This window comes from Candidatus Poriferisodalis sp. (assembly GCF_965214215.1).
GTDB lineage: Bacteria > Actinomycetota > Acidimicrobiia > Acidimicrobiales > Poriferisodalaceae > Poriferisodalis.
The window spans coordinates 929,828-947,770 of record NZ_CBDCBD010000003.1 but is presented as its reverse complement, the minus strand read 5'-3'; the positions used below and the strand labels follow the sequence as shown (position 1 = coordinate 947,770).

The following is a 17,943-nucleotide window of genomic DNA, read 5'->3' as shown; positions in this document are numbered from 1 at the left end:
GCTACCCAGAGAGCCGCATGTGTCAAGCCTGTGGATTCGGCCTTCCTCCTCGCCCCGAAGCTGGCCGCGGGATGAGATCGGTCTGGGGCAGCGGCACCAGGTCGCGCCGGTACTGCCGGTGCGTCTGGGCCACGACAGCGGCAGCCTCGGCCTGCACATCGGCGAGCTTGCGCTCCAAGGCCGCCACACGTTCCTCCAGTTCCAGCACACGCTTGACGCCTGCCAAGTTGAGACCTTCGCTGGTGAGCTGGCTGATGCGGTTGAGCATGGCGATGTCGCGGTCGCTGTAGCGGCGGCTGCCGCCTGAGGTGCGTGCGGGCGCCACCAGGCCCTTGCGCTCGTAGATCCGCAGCGTCTGAGCATGCACACCGGCAAGCTCGGCCGCCACCGAGATGACGTACAGCGCCCGATTGCGCTCTGACGCAGATGGCGTTCGCCTCGGTTGTTCGCTCATGTTGTCGCTCCTGCAGCGTCGGCGAGAGTCGCCGGCTCCGGGGAGGCATAGCGCTGTCGCCGGCTCGTGCCTCCCTCGAAATCAGTGACGTCGCCCAGCGCCTCGATGGCGGCCTGCTCCGCGGACGACAGCTTCGTCGGCACGACGATCTCGACGCTCACCAGCAAATTGCCGGTGCCGCGGCGAGTGGCGATGCCGCGGCCGCGCACCCGGAAGGTCTTGCCCGAGGGTGTCCCCTGTGGGATGCGCAGCGTCACGGGGTTCCCGTCGAAGTCGAGCACCTTCACATCGGCCCCGAGCACGGCCTCGGGGAACGTGATCGGCACGCTGAGGGTCAGGTTCCGGCCGTCTCGTCCGAAGTCGGCATCAGGTGTCACGTCGACCAGCACAAAGAGATCGCCGCTCGGTCCCCCGCCCGAACCCGGCGAGCCCTTGCCCGCCAGCCTGATCCGATCGCCGTCGTCGACGCCGGCGGGAATGCGCACCTTGACCTTTCGCATCCCGCCCGACGCCGAATCGGGCGCCACAACCTCGGTGACGGCACCCGAGACCGCATCGCGAAACGAGATGCCGACGCGGGTCTCCAGATCTTGGCCGCGCATCGGCATGGGGCCAGCGCGGCCGCCGCGGCCGCGGCCATCGCCGAACAGCGTGCCGAAGATGCCGCCCAGGTCGCCGAGATCCTCGACGCGGATGCTGAAGCCTCCCGGGCCCGACGCGAAACCGCCCGTCTGGGGGCCGAAGCCAGCTGGCCCCATCCGGCGCGCCTCGTCGTATGCAGTGCGTTTGGTGGTGTCACCGATGACGTCATACGCCGCGGAGATCTGCTTGAAGCGCGCTTCATCGCCGTCGCTCGAATCCGGATGGTGCTTGCGGGCGAGCTTGCGGTAGGCCTTGGTGACCTCCTTCTCCGACGCGTCGGGCGAGACGCCCAAGACCGCGTAGTAATCGGTCTCGAACCACTCGCGTCGTGGGCCCATCGCCGTCCCCTACCCCGTACGCACCTTGACCATGGCGGCACGCAGCACGCGACCGTCAAAACGGAACCCGCTGCGCAGCTCCGCGGTCACAACTTGGAGGACTTCGGCGTCGAGTTCCGGCTCGCCAGCATCAGCTCCGGTCGCGGCGACGTCTGGGGATTCTCCGGCATCGTTATCGGATGCCGCCGTACCGGGTTCGGGTGCCGCTTCGATCGTCACTGCCTCGTGCTGGTTGGGATCGAAAGGTTCCCCAACTGCGTCGATTCGTTCGAGTCCTGCCTTGCCCAGGGCCACCATGAGTGACTGTCCAACGGCGGCCACCTCACTGTGTCCCTGTGCAGTGGCCGCGTCGCACCCGTCAAGCACTGGCAGCAGCGACTCGACCAGGCGGCTAACGCCAGCGGAGACCTGTTGGCGTCGCTCCGCTTCGACTCGCTTGCGGAAGTTCTGGAACTCGGCTCGCTGCCGCTGCAGCTGGTCCAGATAGTCATCCCGCTCGGCCGTCACGGCATTGAGTTTCCCCAGCAGGTCAGCTCGATGCGCCGAGTCATCCAGCTCCGGCGAACTCTCGTCGAGTGACTCCGCAGTCGCTGCAGCAAATTCGGCGGCCTCGCCGACGTCAGGCTCGCTGGTTGCGGCGTCGTCAACGCCATCGACGGCGGAATCAACGGCGGTCTCAGACGGCTCCGGTGCTGAGGCGCTCACTTCTCCTCGTCCACGATCTCCGCGTCGACGACATCGTCGTCAGAACCGGTGCCGGCGGCACCGGCATCGGTGCTCGCGGCCGCAGACTCGTACAGCTTCTGACTGAACGCGCTGCTGGCCGCAGCGAGCGTCTCGGTTGCGGACCGGATCGCGTCGAGGTCATCACTCTCGAGCGCTTCGCTGGCAGCCGCCAAGACCGATTCCACAGGCTCTTTGTCGGCGGCAGCAACGCTGTCGCCTTGCTCGTCGAGCAGCTTGCGTGTCTGGTACACGAGCGTGTCCGCATTGTTGCGGACCTCTGCCTCCTCGCGCCGGCGAGCGTCCTCCGCGGCATGCGCCTCGGCGTCGGCGACCATCTGGTCAATCTCTTCGGACGACATGGCCGACTGCCCGGTGATGGTGATCGACTGTTCCTGGCCGGTGGCGCTGTCCTTTGCGGAGACGTGGACGATGCCGTTGGCATCGATATCGAATGCCACCTCGATCTGCGGCACGCCCCGCGGTGCGGGCGGCAGGCCTACCAGCTGGAACTTGCCCAGCGTCTTGTTGCCGCCGGCCATTTCGCGCTCACCTTGCAGCACGTGGATCTCAACGGACGGCTGGCCGTCTTCGGCAGTGGTGAACATCTCCGAGCGCCGTGTGGGGATGGTGGTGTTCCGTTCGATGAGCCGCGTCATCACACCACCCTTGGTCTCGATGCCCAGGCTCAGCGGCGTGACATCCAGCAACAGCACATCGGTGACGTCACCCTTCAGCACGCCGGCCTGAATGGCTGCACCGACCGAGACCACCTCGTCGGGATTCACGCCCTTGTGTGGCTCACGACCCGTCAGGTCGGTCACCAGCTTCTGTACTGCAGGCATCCGGGTGGAGCCGCCCACCATGATCACGTGGTCGATGTCGTTCTTCGACAGGCCGGCGTCCTTGATCGCCTGCTCGAACGGGGCCCGGCAGCGCTTCAGCAGATCGAAGGTCAATTCCTCGAACTTCGCTCTGGTCAACTCGTAGTCGAGGTGGAGGGGACCGCTGTCGGTCGCAGTGATAAACGGCAGGTTGATCTGAGTGGACTGCTTGGACGACACGTCCTTCTTGGCCTGCTCGGCCGCCTCCCGCAGTCGCTGGCAGGCCATCGCGTCGGCGCTCAGGTCGACTCCGTGATCTCCTTGGAACGACGCGGTCAGCCAGGACACCACGGCGCCATCCCAGTCATCGCCGCCGAGACGGGTATCGCCCGCCGTGGACTTCACCTCGAAAACGCCGTCGCCAATCTCGAGCACCGACACGTCGAACGTGCCACCGCCGAGGTCGAACACCAGGATCGTCTGGTCCTCAGTCTCCTTGTCGAGGCCATAGGCCAGTGCTGCGGCAGTCGGCTCGTTGATGATGCGCAGCACCTCGAGCCCGGCGATCTTGCCGGCCTCCGTCGTGGCGGTTCGCTGCGCATCGTCGAAGTACGCGGGAACGGTGATGACCGCTTCGGTGACCGTGTCGCCGAGATACTGCTCGGCGTCGCGCTTCAGCTTCTGCAGCACCCGGGCCGAGATCTCTTGGGGCGTGTAGTTCTTGTCGTCGATGGACTTGCCCCACGTGGTGCCCATGTGCCGCTTGACCGACGCGATGGTCCGGTCGGGATTCGTGACCGCCTGCCGTTTGGCGACCTCGCCGGTCAGCACCTCGCCATTGCGTGCGAAGGCCACCACCGACGGCGTGGTGCGGTCGCCTTCGGCGTTGGCAATGACGGCGGGCTCGCCGCCCTCCATGGCAGCCACCACCGAATTTGTGGTTCCGAGGTCAATTCCGACAGCCTTGGGCATCGTTGTGCCTTTCATCGTGAGGCATCCCGGCCCACAGAAGCCGAGAATGCAGGTATGTGGTGGAGACAAGCATATAAGTTGAGTGTTCTATTAGCAACTTCTCTAAGTGATCCTACCGGTTGGAGGTCACAACGCTGTTCGATGGCTACCCGAGCGACATTTCGACCGCCAAGGCCGCGGGCTACCGTGCACGCCCATGTCATCGCCAGGCGAAACGCACACCCTCGTGCTCCTACGCCACGGGCAGAGTGTTTGGAATCTCGAGAACCGCTTCACCGGCTGGTGGGACGTGGGCCTCACCGCCGATGGCGACGCTGAGGCCCGCGCAGCTGCAGCGGCGCTGGAGGCGGCGGGCATCGAGCCAGACGTCGTGCACACGTCGCTCCTTCGGCGTGCCATCCAGACCGCCAACATCACGCTCGACGCGATGGGGCGGGGTTGGCTGCCGGTACGGCGGCACTGGCGCCTGAACGAACGGCATTACGGCGCGCTCACCGGTCTGAACAAGACCGAGATGGCCGAACGGCACGGCGCCGACCAAGTCCACCTTTGGCGTCGCAGCTATGACGTGCCTCCCCCGCCGATGCCAGCCGACCACGAGTTCGACATTGGGGGCGATCCGCGTTACGCCGGTCTGGCTGCGGACGAGCTGCCCCGCACCGAGTGTCTCGCCGATGTCGTGACGAGGCTGCTGCCCTACTGGCACGACGCCATCGCGCCCGATCTGGCGGCGAGGTACACCGTGTTGGTGGCAGCCCACGGCAACAGCCTGCGGGCGCTCGTGAAACACCTCGACGGCATCGGCGATGCCGAGATTGCCGAGCTCGACATTCCGACCGGGGTGCCGCTGGTGTACGAACTCCGCGACGATCTGCAGGTTGCGCGGCAGTGCGCTGTGCAGGACCGTTACCTGCGCTGAGCCCCAAGCGCCGCTACAGGGCGTCGATGCCGCGCTCGCCGGTGCGGATGCGCACGACGCTGTTCACCGAGGTGACCCACACCTTGCCGTCCCCGATGCGCTCGGTTCGGGTGGATTCAACGATCGCATCCACGACCCGTTCGGCCAGCTCGGTCGCCACCAGCACTTCGATGCGGACCTTGGGGATGAAGTCGACGTGGTACTCGGTGCCCCGGTAGGTCTCGGTGTGGCCGCCTTGGCGGCCAAACCCCCGCACCTCCGACGCGGTCAGCCCAGTGATGTCGAGATCCCTCAGTGCTTCAAGCACCATCTCCAGCCGGTGTGGCTTGATGACCGCTGTCACCATTGCGACCGAGGCCTCAACCATTGCGCCCTCCCGACTCGCCCCCCAGCGTCGCACGCCGCAGGGCCGATTGCACGCCATTCGTACGACAAATGGACGGCGGGCGCTAATCTTTGACCTGTCTTGGGGGCCGCGCGAGTGCTACGGTCCCGCGCTTGTGGACCTGCGGGTCCGGGCGCAACAGGCCACTGTGGCAAGGGAGCGGCATATGACTGTGGCGAATCGTGCGGAGAGTCTTCGTGAAGTTGATCTGTTCTCCGACTGCAGCAAGAAGGAACTTCAGCACATCGCACGCAAGGCCGAGCAAGTCGATTTCACGGCCGGCGACAACATTGTCGAGGAAGGCAGCGGTGGGGCGATGGCCGGATATGCCTTCGTGATCGTGAGCGGCACGGCGGTCGTGCGCCGCAACGGCCGCAAGGTTGCCGAGCTTCAGCCCGGCGATTCCGTGGGCGAAATGGCGCTCTTTGACGACGGACCTCGCACCGCATCGGTCGTCGCCGCCACCGACATGGAGACGGTCATGCTGTCTCGGCGAGAGCTGAAAGGCATCATCGACAGCACTCCGTCGGTCGCGCACAAGCTGCTCTCGGAGCTGGCTGGTCGCCTGCGCAAGGCGAATCGCAAGCTCTACGGCTGAGCTGTCGCATCACTCGAGACCTGCTTATTCGGTCGTGAGTCTCGCGATGACCCTTGCTCAGCGCGCCACGGCTCCCAGGTGCGGCAGGGTCGTCAACTAACTTCGCGAACGTGAGCAAGCCACTCCTGCGACCCCACCAGCTCGTTCTGGGCATCGGCATCGCATTCGCTGCGATCACCGCTGCATCGGGAATCGTCGCCTCGGCGCTGGGCTTCCATGTCGAGACAGACGAGGCCCATCGGGAGGTATTTGGCAACATCCCCGACGCCGTCAAGTTCGCGTTCTATGCACTGACGTGCGCTGCCATCCTCTATGGAGCGTGGAACTTCGCCCAACGCGCCCGCAATTGGCAACGCGGTGCGCCAGACCGGCGGCGCACAACCGCTGACAACGCTCGGCGGCGGATGCGCGATTACCGCGGCGGCGTGCTCATGCAGACGCTCCTGCGCGACCCCGCCGCCGGGGTGATGCATGCACTGCTCTACTACGGCTTTCTGGTGCTGCTAGCGGTCACCACCACGCTCGAGATCGACCATCAGCTGCCCGAGCGGGCCAAGTTCCTTGTCGGGCCGACATATCAAGGCTTCAGCTTCGTGGGCGATCTGGCCGGGGTGATCTTCCTGATCGGAGCGGTGTGGGCGATCGTTCGCCGATACGTGGCGCGCCCGTATCGCATCCGGATCAAATCACGGCCCGAGCACATGGTCATCCTGATCGTGCTGGCGGCGCTGGGCGCCACCGGCTTCGTGGCCGAGGCCATGCGCATCGTGATCGACGGCCGACCGGCATACGAGCAGTGGTCCTTCATCGGCTACCCGCTGTCGGCCGCATTCGACGGCCTCGCGAACATTCGAGGCTGGCACCAAGCCCTGTGGATTGCCCACGTGGGCTGCTTCATGGCGTTCTTGGTGATGCTGCCGGTCACCATGCTGCGGCACATGTTCACCTCGCCGCTCAACATGTACCTGCGTGACCGCGAGCGGCCCAAAGGCGCCATGCGGATGGTGCCCGATCTGATGGAAGCCGACGACATCGAGACCATCGGCGTGTCGGTGGTGAACGAGTTCACTTGGAAGCAGCTGCTCGACACCGACGCTTGCACCATGTGCGGCCGCTGCACAGCGGTGTGCCCGGCTCACGCCACGGGCAAGCCGCTCGATCCCCGCGAGATCGTGCTGAAGACGGGCGAGATCATGGCGGCGACCGGCGATCACGGCCAGGTGACGCCGCCGATCGGCACCGACGCCGAGATCACCGTGTCAGCCGATTCGATGTTCGAGCGCATCACTCACGACGAGCTCTGGGCGTGCACTACCTGCAGGGCGTGCGACGAGGCCTGCCCAGTGAATATCGAGATCCTCGACAAGATCCTCGACATGCGTCGCTACCTGACGCTGATGGAAAGCGAGTTCCCCGCAGAGCTGGGTACTGCATTCCGGGGCATGGAGAACAACGCCAACCCGTGGAACCTCAACAACGGCGAACGGGCCGACTGGGCTGACGGCCTCGAAGTCGAGGTGGTCGATCCCGACGACGCGTTCGACCACGAGTACTTGTACTGGGTGGGCTGCGCCGGATCATTTGACGACAAGAACCGTCGGGTGTCGGTGGCCACGGCGAAGCTGCTGCAGCGAGCCGGCGTCGACTTCGCCATCTTGGGCCCGGGCGAGAACTGCACCGGCGACAGCGCTCGGCGCTCGGGCAACGAGTACCTCTTCCAGATGCTCGCCGGCGAGAACATCGCTGCGCTCAACGGCATGGGCGTCCGCAAGATCATCACCCAGTGCCCCCACTGCTTCAACACGCTGCTCAACGAGTACCCGCAGTACGGCGGGAACTGGGAGGTCATCCACCACGCCCAGCTCCTCGAACAGCTCGTGGCCGACGGGCGGCTGGATCTGTCGCAAGCGCGGCTCGACGAGCGGGTCGTGTATCACGACTCGTGCTATCTGGGCCGCCACAACGACGTCTACCTGGCACCACGCAACGTCATCGGCAGCCTGGGCGGGGTCGAGATCGTGGAAGCGCCACGCAACGGCACCAAGGGCATGTGCTGTGGGGCAGGCGGCGCACGGATGTGGATGGAGGAGACCCTCGGCACCAAAGTGAACGACGAGCGCTCACGCGAGCTGCTCGACACCGGCGCCGACCGCATCGCTACGGCGTGCCCGTTCTGTTACATCATGATCGATGACGGCGTGAAGGGCCACGGTGTCGAAGACGACCAGGTCAAGGTCGCCGACATCTCCATCCACCTCATCGACGCCCTCGAAGCCGGCGAGAACTGAGCCTCGCACCAGCGGCGACAGCACGCGAAAAGCCGCGAAAAAACGAAAACAGACGAAAAAACGAAAAACCGCGAAAAGGCTCAGCCGCTACCGTGGGAAGCATGCCCAATCCAGCGGTGAATCCCTTTGCGCCAACCTTCGGCGCACCGCCTCCGCTGTTCGCGGGCCGTGATGACATCCTGCGGCGGTTCGATTCCGCACTCGACACGGGACCGACGCACCCGGATTACACCCTGCTCATCACGGGCGAGCGTGGTGCCGGCAAGACCGCTCTGCTGAACGTGCTCGAAGACCATTGTGCCGAGCGGGGTTGGCAGTCAATCACCGCCGCTGCGTCGACAGAATCGCTGTCCACACGCATCACCGACGAGGCCCAGCGCCTCGTCGCCGACATAGCGGCAGAATCTCGACGACCCCGCCTCAGGTCGATCAGCGCACTCGGCGTAGGCATCGAGATGGTCGACGAGGGGCGCCGTGATAGTGCACCGGCCAGGGCGAGCCTGTTGACCACGCTCGAGCGGTTGGCCTCGGCGCTCCAGGAAATCGGCGCCGGCCTGCTCATCACCGTCGACGAGTTGCACGACGCCGAGCGCGACGATGTACGCGACGTGGCGTCGGCAGTGCAGATCGTCACACGGCGCCAACAACGACCGCTCGCATTCGCAGCAGCCGCATTGGCCTTCGTCGAGAACACGCACCTGGCCGACGCGAATATGACGTTCCTCCAGCGATGCGCCCGCGCCCGCTTGGATGCGCTCGACTCCGCTGACACCCGCCGAGCGATTCGCCAGCCGATCCAAGACTCCGGTGGCGACATCGACTGTGACGCGCTGGACGAGGCAGTCGCCGCCACGCTCGGCCACCCCTACATGATCCAGCTCGTCGGGTTCCATGCATGGGAGATGCGGACGAACGCCGCTGCCTCCGTCAGCGTTGCAGACGTCCGTGCGGGCATCGTCGAAGCTGACCACGCGATGGTCGGCCAGATCGCCGGTCCCATCTGGAATCGGCTCTCCGCCATGGACCGCAGATTCCTCGTGGCCATGCTCGATGACGGTGATGATTCCGCGCTGTCGGACATCGCCGACCGAATCGGGCGTGAGCTGCAGTACACACGCGTTTACCGCCGCCGCCTCCTCGACGCCGGCGCAATTGACAGCCGAAGCGGGGCCCGGGTCGCCTTCCGCCACCACGCGCTCAGAAAACGCGCCCAAGATGCCGTCCGGGAAGACCCCGGCCTCTCCCCGAGCAATCGCTGATCCACCACGGGCGAACCATGCTTGCGCTTCACGTATGGAGCTACCCCGCCGCTTCTTGTCCGAACAGCTCGACGCGTCATATGGGATCGCCTCTTGTCCCATACACGACACCGCTTTTGATGCGGGGCTTATCACCGTCAACGGGGCCTGCGAGCACATCGAACGCATCGGCTGCAGCAGAGCCAGCACACCGATCCGGGAGTCGAACACAGCTTCGGGCGCGTTCTGCGGAGCAACCTCCGCTCGCCTGAACGTTCCGTGCCGAACAGCCTCTACCTGAGCTGGCACCATCGACATGTCTTTCTCGACACACTCTGAGCCGGGCGCTCACCAGCGGGCAACCGGGAGCTCATAAGGAAGCGGCCCGAGCAAGCCATCGCTGCCGTCAGCATTCGCTATCCGCACGCCCAGCATCACCGCATAGCCGGGTTCCACGGGTCCTAGACGCTCTTCAGCTTGAGCTTCCTCATCGACGAGCCGCGGATCAAGCGCTCGCAGCAACACACGGGGTAGGTGAATGCTGCCTCGAAATTCATCGTCCACGCACACGTCGCCGTAGCTCAAGCGCTTCGCACAGAGGAATCGGTCTATTCGTACCGCCTCATCGAACCAACGGGATATATCCGATATCGGCATCAGTCCTGGCATAGCACGCCGGGCACTCAACCGGCGTCGTCACCCGGTTCAGCACGCCCGCGTGTACCGCCCTGGGACGAGCAGCGCCAGCGCTCAGCATGTGTTGCGATAGTAGGACGGCTACAGCATGCGGCGGGAGCGGAAGTTCTCGTGGTAGCGGCTCGGAGTTGGGCCTCGTTGGCCCCGGTACTTGGACCCCAGCAGCTCGGCCCCGTAGGGGTGCTCGGCCGGCGTGGTCATCTCCATGAAGCTGATCTGGCAGATCTTCATGCTGGGATACAGGGTGATGGGCAGGTTAGCCACGTTGGACAATTCGAGAGTCAGGTAGCCATCCCATCCGGGGTCGACGAATCCCGCTGTGGTGTGGATGAGCAGGCCGAGACGCCCCAGCGACGATTTGCCTTCGATGCGCCCGACAAGGTCGTCGGACACCGCCACGCGCTCGAGGGTGGAACCCAAGGCGAACTCGCCGGGATGGAGGATGAATGCATCACCGGCGGCGACCTCCACCTCCTCGGTCAGGTCGGTCTGATCCTCGATGACATCGATGACGCGGCGGGTGTGGTTGCGGAAGACGCGAAACGTGGCGTCCAGCCGCAGATCCACCGAGGAGGGTTGCACCGCTGCGTCGCCCAGCGGCTCGATGACGATGCGGCCGGTCTCGAGGGCCTCACGGATGCTCCGGTCCGACAGGATCACCGCACTCCCCTTCTGTCGCACGCATTCCTTGTCAACACGCGGGTCAACCGACGGGCGACCTTAGTGCTGCAGCGCCAGAGGGGACGCCGATCGAGACGCTCGCACTGAATAGGCTCTGGCGTCGTTCCGCGGGTGTAGTTCAATGGCAGAACTTCAGCTTCCCAAGCTGATAACGGGGGTTCGATTCCCCTCACCCGCTCAACTCATCCTGCGAGCAGCGTTGCGAGGGCCCAGAGAGCCGCGACGAACCCCACGAGTGCCAGCGGCACCGCTCGCCGCGCTGGCGCGCGCACCGTTTGCCCGCCTTCGTCGGCACGCCGAGGCCGCACCATGGCTGCCACGTTGCCCACGAACAGCGCAGCGCCCAGTGCCAACACCAAATACGGGATGAGATCGTCGCCGAGGAACATCGTGCCGCCGTTCCCCGCAGACAACGCCGCTGTTGGCATGCCAACGAGATGCGCACCGAACACTTCGGCATGAACGGCAAAGGCGTTGGCGACGGACATGACGTTCAGCTTTCGTGCGCCATGTCGGCGAAGAGCGTGTATTGGGGCATGAACGCCAAGCGCGCGGTGCCAGTCGGCCCGTTGCGGTGCTTTGCGACGATGACCTCCGCCATCCCACGATCGGCGGTGTCTTCGTCGTAGACCTCGTCGCGGTAGATGAACATGACGATGTCCGCGTCTTGCTCGATAGAACCCGACTCGCGCAGGTCCGACAGCATCGGCCGCTTGTCGCTACGAGATTCAAGGTTGCGGCTGAGCTGGGAGAGCGCCACGATCGGCGTCTCGAGCTCACGGGCCAGGATCTTGAGGCCACGTGAGATCTCGGCGATTTCCACCTGGCGGTTCTCGGCATTTGCGCGGCCGCTCATGAGCTGCAGGTAATCGACCACGATGAGCCCCAGGCCGCCGAGCCGGCTGCGCAGCCGCCGGGCCTTGGCACGGATCTCGGTGACGGTCACATTCGGGTTGTCGTCGATCCACATCTGCGCATCTCCCAGGCGTCCCACGCTGCGCGTGATGTGGTTCCACTCGTCTGCGCGCAGCTGGCCCGTTCGCACCCGCGTGGCGTCCACCCGCGCATCAGAGGCCAGCAGCCGACCCGTCAGTTCGGCATGGTTCATCTCCAGCGAGAAGAGCAGCACCGGTTGCTGCAATTCGAGGGCCACGCTCGAGGCCATCGTCAATGCGAAGGCCGTCTTGCCCATCGCGGGACGGCCGCCCACGACAACCAAAGATGACGGCTGAATGCCAGCCAGAATCCGGTCCAGCGAGGAGAAACCGGTCGCAAGGCCCGAGAACGCGTCACCCCGCTCATACAGTTCCTCCAACCGGTCCAGGCTCTCGTCCAGCAAATCGTGCAACGACTGCGTGGAGTCGACGATGCGGCGCTCGGCCACGCTGAACACCATCGACTCCGCCTGGTCGATCGCTGTAGCCGTATCGGCGGGCCGGCTGTAGGCCAGCTCGGAAATCTCTGACGAGACGGCGATCAAGCGCCGCAGCAACGCGTTGTCCTCCACGATCCGCGCGTAACGGTCGACGTGGGTGAGCGTCGGCGTGGAGGCTTCGAGTGCCAGCAGGCGCTCGGGCCCCCCGGCGGCGGCGAGGTTGCCGGTGCGTTCGAGCTGATCGGCGACGGTCAGGCAGTCGACAGGCTCGGAGGTGACGTAGAGCGACTCGATCGCCTCGAAGACCAAGCCGTTGGCCGGCACGTAGAAGTGGTCGGCAGCAAGACGCTCGACCGCAGCGCCGATCGCGTCGCCTGACAGCAGCATCGCGCCGAGCACCGATTCCTCGGCATCGATGTTCTGCGGTGGCACTCGCCCACCGGACCTGCGCGCAACATCGGTCTGCAATTCGGCGAGACTCATCGCCGCCTACCTTGCCGTGCAAGCCCTCTGGATCGCTTGGGCACATCACGGGGATTTCCGGTGGAAATCAGCCCCGCGGCATGTGCATAACCGCCACCTTTTCCACAAGCCGTATAGCCAAGCTTTGACATGCCCCCAAGGTGACCAAGGGGGTGTCACACCAAAGTCGGCGAGACCGGGTACCGACCCGGCTCGCAGACCGAGCGCTAGTCGAGCGCGACTACCTCGACGTTGAACGCGAAGGACACGTCAGGGTGCAGCCGTGCGGAGACCTCGTGGGTGCCAATGGTCCGGATCGGGGCCTCTATCGACAGCTTGCGCCGGTCGACATCAGCGCCTGTACGGGCGGTCACCGCGGCAGCAACCTCGGTAGTCGTGACCGATCCGTACAGGTGCGTGCCCGAGCCCGCGCGAGCTGCGATCGTCACACCGTTCGCGACCAGTTCTTTGGCGACACGCTCGGCGGTCTCGCGCTCACGCAGGTCACGCGCAGAGCGTGCCCGAGCCATGGCAGCAGCCTGATCGACGGTTCCGTCCGTCGCCCGCAGGGCCAGCCCGCGCGGGATCAAGTGATTCCGCGCGAAACCGTCCGCAACATCGATCACGGATCCAGCGGTGCCGACGCCATCGACATCGCTGCGCAAAACGACCTTCATGCTCGTTCTCCGCCGAGCTGCGCAGGTGCCTGATCAACGATCTCGTCAAGCTGCTCTTCGATCTCGTTGTCGGGCTGCTCCTGCTCGTCGCCCGCAGGCCCACCTGCTCGATCAGCAGGCGGCCGGCGGTCGTCACCGGGACGCCCGCCGCGGCGCTTGTCACCGCGACGCTGCGTCATCGGCCGGCGCGCGTACTCGATCAGCGCCATCTCCCGAGCAGTCTTGATCGCGCGCGCCACCTCACGCTGCTGCTGGCGGTTGTTGCCAGAGACGCGTTGGGCCCGGATCTTGGCTCGCTCGGAGACAAAGGCCCGCAGCAGCTCTGCGTCCTTGTAGTCGACGTAGGACGTGCCGGCCGTCGTGAGCGGGCTGACCTTGCGCCGGCGCGGTCGGCTGCGCAGGTCCTTCGCGCGGGCTCGCCCGGTTCGCTTGCGTGGTGGCATTAGAACGGTTCCTCCTCAGGTGACTGCGGCGGCGGGCTGTCGCCCGATTCCCAAGCTCCGCCGCCGCGACGCTCGCGGGACCCGCCCGCGTCGCCGGCCGGCCCCCTCGGGGTCCGAGTGACCTCGGCTGTCGCCCAGCGCAGCGACGGTGCGATCTCGTCGGCAACAATTTCCACGACGTTGCGCTGCTCGCCGTCCGGCGTCTCCCAGCTGCGCTGTTCGAGCCGTCCGCTGACGACCACGCGGTTGCCTTTCGCCAGCGACTCGCTGACGTTCTCGGCCAGTTCGGCCCAGCAGACCACGTTGAAGAAGCTGACCTGCTCCTCCCAATCGTTGGTTTGACGGTTCATCCACCGCCGGTTGACGGCGACGCCGAGCACTGCTCGAGCGCGGCCGGTTTGAGTGAATCGAAGTTCAGGATCGCGGGTGAGATTTCCCACCACGGTGATGGTGTTGTCAGCCATGACGCCTCCGCTTAGTGGCTGTTGGTCGACCCCTCGCCGAGCAATCCGCGCCGCTGCGCTTCGTCGTCGGGGAGTCTGATGAGCTTGTGGCGGACAACTTCGTCCGCGATCCGCAGATACCGCTCAACTGGATCCATGGCTCCGGGCTCAGCCCGTAACTCGATCACCGAGTAGTAGCCGCGTGTCTTGTGGTTGATCTCGTACGCAAAATCGCGCAGACCCCAGAAATCAAACGAGGCGACCTCGCCGATCTCCGAAATCCGGCCTTGGACCTCGTCCATGGCTTTGCGGGCTTCAGCGTTCTCCAAGTCACCGTCGCAGATGACCATCAGCTCGTACGCGCGCAATTGGGGGCGACCTCCTGTGGACCCGCCGGGGCGGGGCCCCTCGCGGGGCAGGGACTGGTTGGTGCACCAACCTTGCGAACCCGGCCCCAATGAGCGGGCTTGCAGCAAGCGTCGAGGACGCTTGTGGCTGGACGGGCAGCCAAGTGCCCGTGGTGCGCCCGCAACGCTAGGCCCAGAGCTCGTGGATCGCACACTGAATTTCCGGTGAGCCACATCCGCGCATGTCCGCTACGGCACGGAGTGCAGCGTGTCCAGCACTGTCGTGAACAGCTCATTCGCCCGCAACGCAGCGTCGGACTCGCCCGGCGGCAGGCTCGCAGTGACCCGCACCGCGGCGGTGTAGTGGTCGGTCCAACCGGCGAACCACGCGTCGCCAGTCTGCGGGGAGACCCCTGCACGACCGAGCACCGAAACACCCCACGGCAGGGTGAACGTTGCCATGCCCGCCCGCAGGTCCGAGATCGACGCTGGCTCCCCAACCGTGGTGCGCTGCATCGGCCAGCGGTCGGTAGTGCGCTCAGTCAGCGACAGGCTCGGCGCGCCGTCACCGGTTTCGAGCACGATCCGGGGGGTGCGCTCCTCACCGCCGGTAGCGGCAACGCTGAATGCCGTTGCAACCCGCGCGGCGTCTGCAGCCTGAGCGACGACGTCGTCAGCTACATCTGGCGCGATCCACCGCTGCAGGTCGGCTGCTGCGGAGCCAAGCAGATCCCCCACCGGCCGCGGCCGCAGCGGTGACGCCACATCGATGTCGACCCCCGCAGTGGCCCGGGAGGCGGTCACGAGGACACGCATGCCGCCGCTGCGGTCCAGCACAACGACGTCGACGCCGATATTGCCGCTCGCTGAGTCGTCAATCTGCTCGCGAACGGCACGCAACGCTGCACGCTGGGCCCCCAGATCCAGACTGGTCGTGACGTGCAGGCCACCGGTGACGACCCGGTGAACGCCGTACCTCTCCACGAGCTCGACGTACGCCCGCCCCACCGCCGCGCCCAAGCCGGCGTCGGTGATGAGCATCCGGACAAATCCGCCTGCTGCGGCGTCAGGGGCCTCAGGGTCGGCCGCGCCGACACCGAGCCCGGTCGCCGGGCGGATACCGGCCTCGACCCGGGTGGATCGTCCCGCAGCCAGCTCGTCGGATGTGAGCACATCGTGTTCGAACATCGCCAGCAGCACCCGATCGCGGCCGAGCCGCGCCGACTGGTTCGGATCGTCGGAAGGTCCCGACGCGGCATCGACGCCCCAGGGAGCGTCGACGAGTGATGCGATGAACGCCGCCTGCGGCACCGTGAGATCCGAGGCTGCGACGCCATACCAAGCGTTGGCCGCGGCATGCACGCCGTAGGCACCACGACCCAGATAGGCGATGTTCGCAAATCGCTCGAGAATCTCCGGCCGGCTGAGCTCGCGTCCCAGCCGCAACTCCGCCAGCAGCATGCGTGCTTCGTCGAGGCTGCCGTCGCGCGCATGGTGGACGATGTCGAGGTACCTACGCATGATCCCTGCGCTCGCCGGTTCGGGATCGCCCGTGGCTCGACGCAGCGATGCCGCATACGTCGCGGCATCGACGCCCTCTCGCTCCAGAAAGCTCGGGTCCAGCACCGCAACCATGGCGTCGACGAGTGCAGGCGCCATGTCCTCGAGGCCCAGTGATGCGTGCGGGACACTCGGGCCGATTTCGACAATCGGCGTGCCGTAGCGGTCATACAGCACGCTCGGTGCCACCGAAGCGTGCGACGGGGTCGAGGGCAGGCTGTCCAACAGCCGGCTGCCGGCGCCCACTGCGATCGCGATCACCAGCACGAGCCAGAGCAGCCATCGGGCCCAGCGCTGCCGAGCGGGCATCCGGCGCAGAGTACAGCGAACCGGCGGGCCAACTTGCGCAGAAGCTGCGCGGATAGGTGAACCTTCCCGCTGTCGCACCAGTTGTTTCCCGCACTTGTTCGCCATTCTCATGCGGTTGTGCTCACGGCCCGCTCGGGCCACGGCTTCGCCCATCGGCTCAGCCTCGTACAGTCGATTTGTACCCTCGGACACGTGGGATCGACCCCGGCTCAAGCGCCCCGGCCGGCTACACGAGCGCTGAGCGACGACGACCGGCGAGAGCTGGCCGAGCGGATCGGGTCGCTGGCGACCGCGTTCGCCGGCGCGGGACATCGGTTCTTTCTCGTCGGCGGGCTCGTTCGTGACGCGCTGCTCGGTCACGGCCTGACGGGCGACATCGACATCACGACCGATGCCATCCCGGACCGGATCGCGGAGCTCGTGACCCCCTGGGCCGACGCCGTTTGGGCGCAGGGAAAGCGTTTCGGCACGATCGGGGCGCGCCGAGGCGGCACCACCGTGGAGATCACGACTCATCGGGCCGAGTCCTACGACAGCGGGTCGCGCAAGCCGCACGTCCGCTTCTCCGACGATGTCGTGATCGACCTAGGACGGCGCGACTTCACCGTCAATGCCATGGCCATCGAGCTGCCGGGTTGGACACTGCTCGATCCCTTCGACGGCTTGACGGATCTGGCAAACGCCGTTCTGCGCACCCCGTCGGCCCCCGAAGGCCTGTTTGCCGACGACCCGCTGCGGATGCTGCGGGCGGCCCGATTCAGCGCGCAACTCTCGCTCGTCGCGACCCCAGAGCTCACCTCAGCAGTGCGCAGCTCGCGCCCGCGGCTGACCATCGTGTCGCGCGAACGGATTGAAGCTGAACTGAGGAAGCTCCTTGAGCTGCCCCGGCCCTCCGCCGGCGTCAGCTTCCTCGTCGAAACGGGTTTGCTCGGCGATGTGCTGCCGCCCTGGCAGCACGCCGACGTGGCGGTCCCCGCCGCAGCGCTCGACGACGTCGCCCATCTCGATGCGTACCTCGAGGACCCAGTCGCACTGCGCTGGGCCATCCTGCTCGGACCGGTGTGCGACGACGGAGCTGCCGCGGCGCGCACGCTGTCCGCGTTGCGCTGCACCAACTCGACGACCCGCAAGGTCGCCGCGATCATCCGGGCGTCTCGGTCGCTCGAGACAGCCGTCGCTGAGGCCATCGAAACCGGAAACAACGCCGACGACTGGCGCAGGGCAGCTCGTCGACTGATCGCCGACTACGACGGAGAACTCGACGCCGCAACCGTCAGCTTGACCGCATGGGGCCGAGCGCTCGGCGAGCCTCACGCCTCGTGGTTGGCTGAGATTCGCGCGGCCGAGGGCGCCGGCCTCACGAGTCTCCCGGTGGACGGCCACCGCGTGATGGAAGTGCTCGGCCGGTCGGGCCCCGTGGTCGGAGAAGCGCTGGCGTGGCTGCGCACTCAGCAGATCGAACATGGCCCGCTGAGCGCTCAGCGCGCGCATGACCTTCTCTCAGCGTGGGATCGAGGCCAAGAGCACGAGGGGCCGAGCGCATTTGAGCCAGCGCACTAGCGTGAGCCG

The 17,943-nt window shown here is 66.1% G+C and carries 19 protein-coding genes and 1 tRNA gene; 6 read left to right on the top strand and 14 right to left on the bottom strand.

From position 1 onward, the window contains the following. Positions 1-22 precede the first annotated feature (22 nt). From ACOOF5_RS06560 to dnaK, 4 genes are read right to left on the bottom strand one after another with little or no spacing between them, the layout of a single operon-like run. Positions 23-454, bottom strand: coding sequence for a heat shock protein transcriptional repressor HspR (locus tag ACOOF5_RS06560; RefSeq protein ID WP_420437721.1), 432 nt, complete (start codon positions 452-454; stop codon positions 23-25). Then, positions 451-1,434 (bottom strand): DnaJ C-terminal domain-containing protein, encoded by a 984-nt coding sequence (locus ACOOF5_RS06555; protein ID WP_420437720.1) that lies wholly within the window; start codon positions 1,432-1,434, stop codon positions 451-453. Before ACOOF5_RS06555 ends, ACOOF5_RS06560 begins: the two co-directional genes overlap by 4 nt. A 9-nt stretch (positions 1,435-1,443) precedes the next feature. Further along, positions 1,444-2,139: a nucleotide exchange factor GrpE gene (locus ACOOF5_RS06550; protein WP_420437719.1), complete on the bottom strand. Its 696-nt coding sequence runs from the start codon at positions 2,137-2,139 to the stop codon at positions 1,444-1,446. Next, positions 2,136-3,953, bottom strand: a complete 1,818-nt coding sequence (gene dnaK, locus ACOOF5_RS06545; RefSeq protein ID WP_420440913.1) for a molecular chaperone DnaK — start codon at positions 3,951-3,953, stop codon at positions 2,136-2,138. The genes ACOOF5_RS06550 and dnaK overlap by 4 nt, the downstream gene beginning before the upstream one ends. A gap of 196 nt (positions 3,954-4,149) precedes the next feature. On the opposite strand from dnaK, the gene gpmA reads away from it, so the two are divergent. Then, positions 4,150-4,872, top strand: a complete 723-nt coding sequence (gene gpmA, locus ACOOF5_RS06540; protein ID WP_420437718.1) for a 2,3-diphosphoglycerate-dependent phosphoglycerate mutase — start codon at positions 4,150-4,152, stop codon at positions 4,870-4,872. 13 nt (positions 4,873-4,885) lie between these two features. Here the strand turns inward: gpmA and ACOOF5_RS06535 are convergent, their stop codons facing one another. Continuing rightward, entirely contained in the window at positions 4,886-5,239 is a 354-nt protein-coding gene (locus tag ACOOF5_RS06535) for a P-II family nitrogen regulator (protein WP_419551321.1), read from the bottom strand. Positions 5,240-5,423: 184 nt separating this feature from the next. On the opposite strand from ACOOF5_RS06535, the gene ACOOF5_RS06530 reads away from it, so the two are divergent. The 3 genes from ACOOF5_RS06530 (at position 5,424) to ACOOF5_RS06520 (ending at position 9,402) form a co-directional block, all read left to right on the top strand. Next, positions 5,424-5,855, top strand: a complete 432-nt coding sequence (locus ACOOF5_RS06530) for a cyclic nucleotide-binding domain-containing protein (protein WP_420437717.1) — start codon at positions 5,424-5,426, stop codon at positions 5,853-5,855. A gap of 110 nt (positions 5,856-5,965) precedes the next feature. Continuing rightward, positions 5,966-8,143, top strand: a complete 2,178-nt coding sequence (locus ACOOF5_RS06525) for a heterodisulfide reductase-related iron-sulfur binding cluster (protein WP_420437716.1) — start codon at positions 5,966-5,968, stop codon at positions 8,141-8,143. Between the two features lie 101 nt (positions 8,144-8,244). After that, complete coding sequence (locus tag ACOOF5_RS06520; RefSeq protein ID WP_420437715.1) at positions 8,245-9,402, top strand: ATP-binding protein; 1,158 nt, start codon at positions 8,245-8,247, stop codon at positions 9,400-9,402. A 327-nt stretch (positions 9,403-9,729) separates the two neighbouring features. Here ACOOF5_RS06520 and ACOOF5_RS06515 read toward each other — a convergent pair whose 3' ends face one another. Next, positions 9,730-9,906: a hypothetical protein gene (locus ACOOF5_RS06515; protein WP_420437714.1), complete on the bottom strand. Its 177-nt coding sequence runs from the start codon at positions 9,904-9,906 to the stop codon at positions 9,730-9,732. 252 nt (positions 9,907-10,158) lie between these two features. After that, a complete protein-coding gene (dcd, locus tag ACOOF5_RS06510; RefSeq protein WP_420440911.1) occupies positions 10,159-10,737 on the bottom strand; it encodes a dCTP deaminase in 579 nt (192 codons plus the stop codon). A gap of 128 nt (positions 10,738-10,865) precedes the next feature. On the opposite strand from dcd, the gene ACOOF5_RS06505 reads away from it, so the two are divergent. Next, positions 10,866-10,936, top strand: a tRNA-Gly gene (locus ACOOF5_RS06505). Between the two features lie 4 nt (positions 10,937-10,940). Here the strand turns inward: ACOOF5_RS06505 and ACOOF5_RS06500 are convergent. From ACOOF5_RS06500 to ACOOF5_RS06470, 7 genes are all read right to left on the bottom strand, one after another. Then, positions 10,941-11,246 carry a hypothetical protein gene (locus ACOOF5_RS06500; protein WP_420437713.1) on the bottom strand — a complete coding sequence of 102 codons (306 nt, stop codon included), beginning with the start codon at positions 11,244-11,246 and terminating at the stop codon, positions 10,941-10,943. Between the two features lie 5 nt (positions 11,247-11,251). Beyond that, positions 11,252-12,616 (bottom strand): replicative DNA helicase, encoded by a 1,365-nt coding sequence (dnaB, locus tag ACOOF5_RS06495; protein ID WP_420437712.1) that lies wholly within the window; start codon positions 12,614-12,616, stop codon positions 11,252-11,254. A gap of 206 nt (positions 12,617-12,822) precedes the next feature. Then, positions 12,823-13,272, bottom strand: a complete 450-nt coding sequence (gene rplI / locus ACOOF5_RS06490) for a 50S ribosomal protein L9 (protein ID WP_420437711.1) — start codon at positions 13,270-13,272, stop codon at positions 12,823-12,825. After that, positions 13,269-13,715 carry a 30S ribosomal protein S18 gene (gene rpsR, locus ACOOF5_RS06485; protein WP_420437710.1) on the bottom strand — a complete coding sequence of 149 codons (447 nt, stop codon included), beginning with the start codon at positions 13,713-13,715 and terminating at the stop codon, positions 13,269-13,271. The genes rplI and rpsR overlap by 4 nt, the downstream gene beginning before the upstream one ends. Further along, positions 13,715-14,179 (bottom strand): single-stranded DNA-binding protein, encoded by a 465-nt coding sequence (gene ssb / locus ACOOF5_RS06480; protein WP_420437709.1) that lies wholly within the window; start codon positions 14,177-14,179, stop codon positions 13,715-13,717. Before ssb ends, rpsR begins: the two co-directional genes overlap by 1 nt. An 11-nt stretch (positions 14,180-14,190) precedes the next feature. Further along, the gene (gene rpsF / locus ACOOF5_RS06475) at positions 14,191-14,526 is read right to left on the bottom strand and encodes a 30S ribosomal protein S6 (protein ID WP_420437708.1); all 336 of its coding nucleotides are present in this window, start codon (positions 14,524-14,526) and stop codon (positions 14,191-14,193) included. A 228-nt stretch (positions 14,527-14,754) separates the two neighbouring features. Then, positions 14,755-16,374: a transglycosylase domain-containing protein gene (locus tag ACOOF5_RS06470; RefSeq protein ID WP_420437707.1), complete on the bottom strand. Its 1,620-nt coding sequence runs from the start codon at positions 16,372-16,374 to the stop codon at positions 14,755-14,757. A 192-nt stretch (positions 16,375-16,566) separates the two neighbouring features. Here ACOOF5_RS06470 and ACOOF5_RS06465 point away from each other — a divergent pair, with 192 nt between their 5' ends. Then, complete coding sequence (locus ACOOF5_RS06465) at positions 16,567-17,934, top strand: CCA tRNA nucleotidyltransferase (protein WP_420437706.1); 1,368 nt, start codon at positions 16,567-16,569, stop codon at positions 17,932-17,934. Positions 17,935-17,943 lie beyond the last annotated feature (9 nt).